We start from the raw sequence: 6658 nt of genomic DNA on the forward strand, positions 1-6658 counted from the left end.
CCGACTATGACCCTTGTGTCCTGGTTGCCCTCCTCGCTTTTTACCACTCTTGTTTTTTTCTGGTTTTTTTTCCGCATGAAGTGGATCTGACGATGGGGGAATGCTGGAATTTTTTGATGTGCAATTGATTTTTTCTAATAACTCTTGATATTTGACCTCAAGTTCCGCCAGCCTTTTTTCTGATTGCTTTATATGCTGCCCCATTTTCTCCACCAGTTGTTTGATGCTGGCTGGAGTCTTTTCCCAATCTGAGTCGGAAATTTCAATTCCGTAGGCGAGGCAGTTTTCATCCATGCCTCTTAATCTACCACCTCAGTAACCCATTTTTGACTGTAGCGTTTCTTATCCTGTGAACGGTTACAATTAGTTTATGCTTTGCTGCCTGAAGCAACCAAAAAAGGCTATGCTACCGAAGCTGCAACTAAGATACTCGAATATTCTTTTGATGAACTTAACTATCAGTATCTTTTAGCAAGCTGCGATCGCCCAAACCTTGAATCACAAAAAGTAATAGAAAGAATAGGCATGACAAAGGTGGACGAAAAAATCGTGAATGGCAACCCCCTAGTATTTTTCAGAATTGAGAAATCGTAGGTAAAGATATTGTAACTGTTGATAAGTTACGAGTGCGTGCGGCATAACACAGCGTTGTAGCTGATTGCAATCTAGATTGTCTAGGTCAGTCTGTTGTTTGGGGATGAACGCAATAAGCAGCAGTCATCGCCGAAATAGCAAATGAGTATGCCGAAATAGCAAATGAGTACGCCGAAATAGCAAATGAGTACGCCGAAATAACAAATGAGTACGCCGAAATAACAAATGAGTACGCCAAAATAGCAAATGGGTACGCCGAAATAGCAAATGGGTACGCCGAAATAGCAAATGAGTACGCCGAAATAGCAAATGAGTACGCCGAAATAGCAAATGAGTACGCCGAAATAGCAAATGGAGTCGCCGATAGAGTTTCACTCCTCACCGCCTTCAAATGCTGCCAAAATTTCTTCGGGCATTGGCGCGTTGAAATCATCTGGTACTACAAAATGCCCTTTATCTTGCCCTAAACTATTGAGTCGATTTGATGAGGAGCGAAACGGAACCAACTTAGCGTCGCTCCTATCCAGAAATTAGTTAAATTTTACTAGCTGGTTGCACTGAATTAGAAGAGCGATCGCTTATAGTTAGGATTTTGTATGATTGGCTTACCGTCTGACTTTTCACGGTATCTGGAAAACCTCTCTCTAAATCTCTCTCCTAAAAGGAGAGAGACTTTGAATTTTCCCCCTTCCCGCGACGAGTTGGGGGTTAGGGGGTTAGGTTAATCGTTAGCTTTTCCACATAACGTGAAAAGTCAGGGCTTACCGTAAGCGATCGCTATGCCATTCTAAAATAATTGAATATTTTTCTCTAAAATCTATAACTATAAGCTGAACTGCTATAGGCAAAAATCTGGTGTCACAGATTGTGGTTTAGTAGACTATGAGTAATGTTCCTGTTCAAAGACTTGAAGATGACCAATCTTGAATACAACTTGGATACGAAACCACGAATTTTTGTAAGTTATGCAAGTGCTGATGAGGCAGTTGCGAGAGCAATTGTGGATGGACTGCGATCGCGAAATCTTGATGTATGGGATGATTATGAACTCTATCCAGGAGGGCATTGGGCTGAATCTATTCGTGTTGCTGTTTCAGCAAGTGCCTATCTGCTTGTTCTACTGTCCAAACATTCGGTAAACTTCCATTGGTTAAGCAATGAAACTGAAGCTGTACTCAAGGAACTGCAAAGCCGAGATATCACATTCTTGCCTGTCCTTTTGAAGGATTGTGATATTCCATTATCACTTGCCAGTTATCAGTGGTTTGATATGAGAAGCGGAATAGAAGAGAACTTGGAAAAGCTTGCTAACGCACTCATATCTACTCAAAAGATTGACTTTGAAAAATTGTCTCCACAAACCTTCGAGCAACTAGTTGTAGACCTTCTTCAGAAACTTGGTTTTGTCAACCTGCAATCGGAGAGTAAGCAAAGTGATTCAGGCATTGATGCTGTTGTTGAATTTCGACAAAAAGATCCGTTTGGTGCTGAAACTCGTGAGGTTTACGCAGTCGAAATGAAATTTTACCGTCATTCTCGTGCTGACTTACGGACACTGAGTCAATTGGTTAGTTATGTGAAGAACGATCCAAAAATTAATAAGGCACTGCTTGTTACAAACGGAAAGCTTACATCTGTTGCTCTTGATTGGGTAAGCAATGCTCCAAAAGTAATCGGTATCCCAATTCGTGTTGTAGATGGAACAGAGTTAAAGCGGCTTCTGCTTCAGAACACCGATCTAGTTTCCAAGTACTTTAGTGCCAGCATGGGTCATGCTTGATGAGCCGAATTACTGATTTCATCAATCGGCTTGATAACAGTCCTGCTGGCCAAAAAGGTTGGCGAGAGTTTGAGGAACTGTGTGTAGAAATTCTTGAATTTCTATTTGTTCCGCCGTTGGTCAGGCCAATTATTCAACCACGAACTTACTCCGGTACAAATCGACGAGATGCGGTATTTCCAAATCGTAATTTTGATGAGAAACACGGATGGGGCTTGCTTCTTCGGGAACTTGAAGCAAGAATGGTGCTTTTTGAGTTCAAAAATTACGAATTAACAGATATTGGTCATGAGGAGGTGATTCAAACTGAAAACTACTTGACTGAGCCTATGGGTAAGCTTGCAATAATGGTGTGTAGTAAGCTTCCCAATGATGGTGCTCATATCCAGCGAAATAATATTTACAGTCGGCGTCGCAAAATTATTCTCTTCATGACAAAGGAGCATCTGAAAGAAATGCTCTTTATTAAGGAAAGAGGTGAAGACCCATGTGATTTAATTGTCGATTTCGTTGAACGGTTTTATCTACAACACGAGTAAAGCAGTATTTAACAGTTCATTGGAGCAGGCAAATGAAAAAGCTCAGTGCTGAATTTAAAGTTATTTTTCGCTGCATTATTAACACATATAAATATTTAGTATTGAAATATGCTGTTATATTTAAATCCCTGATTTTAAATGTAATGAATAATGAGCTAATGATTAACTAAGTGAGAATTAACCATTAGCTATTAGTGTTTTTTAAGCAGTCCGAAAACGCGCTAACTCTTCACCTGTTTTGGCATCGTGGGCATGAACTGTACACACCAAACATGAATCAAACGATCGCGCCACATGACCAACTTCCACCGGATCGCTAGAATCGTAAATGGGTGTCCCAATTAAAGCTTCTTCAATTGGGCCTCGAATACCTTCACCGTCACGAGGCCCGATATTCCAAGTACCGGGGGCGATGACTTGGTAGTTCTTAATCTTACCACCCTCCACTTCTACCCAATGACACAGAGAACCCCGCGCTGCTTCTGTTGCACCCCAACCACGTCCATCTTTTTCTGTAGGTTTGATATACCAGGGGTCGTTTAACTTGAATTCGCGCAAACAGTGTTCGGCTTGCCGATATAACTTGACAAGTTCGTGAACTCGTGCTAACTGACGCACATGAATACTAGCACCACCCATTTGTTTGAAGACATCGAGGATCAAGCCGTCGTAGTGTTGCCAAGATTCGCCATGTTTACCACCTGCAACTAACTGACGCGCTAAAGGGCCGGTTTCCAAACGTCCAAAATCTTTGTGAAGGACTGCACTCGACCAAGAGTAGGCGTTATCGAAGTCTTTGGTATTAATTGCAGTGGGTTTTGTGGTGCGATCGCTAGGGTGAATGTCTGCTGTCCCTTCATCGTACCAAGAGTGAGTTGTATTCTCGCGGGTAAATGACTGATCCATTAAGGTGTGAGTATCTGCGAAGCTATCATACACTCCACCTTTCATAATCATCGCCGCATTTCGTCCTTCAATAGTCGGCTTTTGGTATTTATCTTCATGGGCTAAATATCCCCAAGTTACATATTTGCCAACACCAGCACCATATCTATCTAAACCAATATCTAAACCCATGCGCCAATAAAAACCTAAGTCGGAATCTCGATGATTGCGGTCTTCATCCAACCAGTTTCTAAAGTCATCATAAGTTTGAATTTGTTCGTAGCGTTCTAAAGAACAACCCAACCACACTGGTTCTAACCAATTAGTGCGGAAATATTCGAGAAGCGCCCAAGCGCGGGTAATGTCTGTGAGAGTGGGGGCGCACATCACGCCACCGGGAACCATGTAGCTGGAATGAGGCCATTGTCCGCCCAATAGTGCATAAATTTCTACAGGTTTGGCAGAAATTGTGATGCCTAGTTCGTAAGATTTACCTGTAAAAGCAGCAAAGCGTCTAACAGCTTCGTCATAAAAGCGACTATGGCGGTATTTTTTATTAGTTAAATCAATGGCAAATAAACCATAAAAGTAGCGGGGGATGCTTTGAATTGTCTCGACAATTTGACCGAGATTTCTGGCTAAAATTGCATTGCGAGGAACTTCTGTTTCCCAAGCTGTATCTAATGCCCAAGATGCACAAGTTAGGTGAGAACCGCCGCAAATTCCGCAAATTCGAGGTGTGACAATTAATCCGGCTTGGGGGTCTTTACCACGCAGGATAACTTCAAATCCACGAAATAATTCGGCGTGTGTCCAGGCGTTGACTACCCGCCCATTCTCAATATCAACTCGGACATCTAAATCGCCTTCAACTCTACCAACAGGCGATATATCTAATGATTTAATTCCCATTCTTTTCTCCAATAATTGTTAAGGGGAGTGGGAGATGAGGGAGAAATAACCAATGCCCAATGCCCCATGCCCCATGCCCCATTCCCTAAACTGTAAAAAAGTCTTCTTCTGCCCAAGGTGGTGCTGCATCTTTTGCAACCATTGTGAGTAAGGCGTAATCTTTTTTGTTGACTCCTGGTGGTAATTCTTTCGGAACTCCCATCACTGTTTGGGTTTTAAATACAGTTCCTGGTTTAAGGTCAAAGAAGGGAAATTCTGGTTCAGTGCAACCTAAACAAGGCATTCCGGCGCGAGTTTTGGAGGAGACGCGGTTCCATAAGATGCGGTTGCAGGAAGAATGAGTCATGGGGCCGCGACAACCCAAGTCATAAAATAGGCAGCCTTTACGCTGACCAAATTCCGCGGTTGATGCTTTGTAGGCAAAGTGGACGTTGCGGGTACAACCTGTTTGGGTATAGGTGTTGAAGAAGGTTTGAGGACGATTTAGTTCATCGAAAGCAATGTCTGCTATGCGTCCAGTAGCGATCGCAACTAATATCTGCGTAATCCAGTCGGGATGGGCGGGACATCCAGGTATATTAATTACAGGTAATCCGGCTTGCGATACAAAGTCTTTCCCTAAAAAACCGCCTTCTTGACGTTTGAGAAATTGTAAGCCTTCCGATTCGCTAGGATTGGGTGACATGGCTGGAATTCCTCCCCATGTCGCACAGTCTCCTACCGCTACAATAAATTGAGCAACTTTGGCGAGGTCTATTAACCAATCTTTCATGGCGCGATCGGCAAAACGATTCCATTCGCCTGTGCCGTTGGGGGCGTTGACAACACTGCCTTCAAATACCAAGATATCTAAAGGAATCGTGCCAGAAATACAATCCCGCAACAATGTTTGCAAATTGTTACCCAGTTCCACTCCCAAGGAGGGATGCCAAAGTAACTTGATGCCAAAGTCAGCAATTAAATCGCAGACTGTCGGTTCTTCGGCGTTGAGAAATGACATGGTGTTGCCTGAACAAGCACCACCTTGTAGCCATAGTACATTAGTCATTAGCTATGCGTTTTTCTATTGTTTCCCATGCATGATGTCGGTGATAATGCTTGTAAAGTCTCACCTGTTTGTCAATATTTATTTTTCAATATTAAGATGTTTTTTTATTTAATTCACTTTCATTAAAAAAGAATTAATCATTAGCAATAACTGAAATCACATCAAGATTAATTTCAATGTTTATGTCTGTTACAGGTGTAACACATTTAACAAATAAAAAAGTACAGCAAAATATAGGGCAATACGGTTCAGTTAAGGCTCGAATAGCTATAAAATAGGCATTGTTTCCAAAAATGGAAATCAAGCACAGTGCATCTCAAAGAATTCTCATTAGTGTCTCCCAAGATACAAAGTACGGAGATATTCAAAGCGATAGAGGTCGCTATCCCAGTAAGTTCAATCGAACAAGCGATCGCTAAAACTAAAGTAGAAGAGGAACGCCATCGTTCGTTACCAGCACATCTAGTCATTTGTCTAATAATAGCAATGAGCCTGTGGTCGAGAGATTCAATGCGAGATGTACTAAAAAATCTCATTGATGGTCTTTCAGAGGCATGGGTAAAAGTTGGTAAATATTGGCGTATCCCGTGTAAATCAGCTATTACCCAAGCCAGACAGCGACTAGGTGCGGGGGTAATGACGCAATTGTTTCATCGCTTGGTGCGACCAATGGCAAACAGCGAAACAATTGGAGGTTTTATAAACGGGCTACGAATTGACGGGAATTGATGGAACTTGCTTAGATATCCCAGATAGTGATGAAAATGCAAGGGTTTTTGGTCGGGAAAGGTAGTCGTCCTGGTACACGAGCAGCATTTCCCAAAGTTAGATTAGTTATTTTAGTAGAGGCAGGGACACATTTAATTTTTGATGCATTAATGTGCCCATATAAGATTGGAG

General features: G+C 42.1%; 5 protein-coding genes and 3 pseudogenes. 4 read left to right on the forward strand and 4 right to left on the reverse strand.

All coding sequences use genetic code 11. From position 1 onward, the window contains the following. A partial coding sequence (locus F8S12_RS07170) for a DUF6444 domain-containing protein (protein WP_196515634.1) occupies positions 1-294 on the reverse strand: 294 nt, incomplete at its 3' end. Positions 295-366: 72 nt separating this feature from the next. Between F8S12_RS07170 and F8S12_RS07175 the strand changes: the two are divergent. After that, a pseudogene (locus F8S12_RS07175) lies at positions 367-594 on the forward strand (GNAT family N-acetyltransferase); the annotation flags it as partial. A 371-nt stretch (positions 595-965) separates the two neighbouring features. On the opposite strand, the pseudogene F8S12_RS07180 reads toward F8S12_RS07175, so the two are convergent. Beyond that, positions 966-1106, reverse strand: a pseudogene (locus F8S12_RS07180) (type II toxin-antitoxin system Phd/YefM family antitoxin); the annotation flags it as partial. A 401-nt stretch (positions 1107-1507) separates the two neighbouring features. Here F8S12_RS07180 and F8S12_RS07185 point away from each other — a divergent pair. Both F8S12_RS07185 and F8S12_RS07190 read left to right on the forward strand, forming a co-directional pair. Further along, positions 1508-2374 (forward strand): TIR domain-containing protein, encoded by an 867-nt coding sequence (locus F8S12_RS07185; protein WP_196515636.1) that lies wholly within the window; start codon positions 1508-1510, stop codon positions 2372-2374. Then, positions 2374-2913 (forward strand): hypothetical protein, encoded by a 540-nt coding sequence (locus F8S12_RS07190; RefSeq protein ID WP_196515637.1) that lies wholly within the window; start codon positions 2374-2376, stop codon positions 2911-2913. The genes F8S12_RS07185 and F8S12_RS07190 overlap by 1 nt, the downstream gene beginning before the upstream one ends. Positions 2914-3114: 201 nt before the next feature. Here F8S12_RS07190 and F8S12_RS07195 read toward each other — a convergent pair whose 3' ends face one another. Both F8S12_RS07195 and F8S12_RS07200 read right to left on the reverse strand, forming a co-directional pair. Beyond that, positions 3115-4710, reverse strand: coding sequence for a nickel-dependent hydrogenase large subunit (locus F8S12_RS07195; RefSeq protein ID WP_196515638.1), 1596 nt, complete (start codon positions 4708-4710; stop codon positions 3115-3117). A gap of 85 nt (positions 4711-4795) precedes the next feature. Further along, on the reverse strand, positions 4796-5758 hold the full coding sequence (locus F8S12_RS07200) for a hydrogenase small subunit (protein WP_196515639.1): 963 nt from the start codon (positions 5756-5758) through the stop codon (positions 4796-4798). A 399-nt stretch (positions 5759-6157) separates the two neighbouring features. Between F8S12_RS07200 and F8S12_RS07205 the strand changes: the two are divergent. Further along, positions 6158-6658, forward strand: a pseudogene (locus F8S12_RS07205) (transposase domain-containing protein); the annotation flags it as partial.

Source organism: Nostoc sp. WHI (assembly GCF_015714725.1).
Classification (GTDB): domain Bacteria; phylum Cyanobacteriota; class Cyanobacteriia; order Cyanobacteriales; family Nostocaceae; genus Nostoc.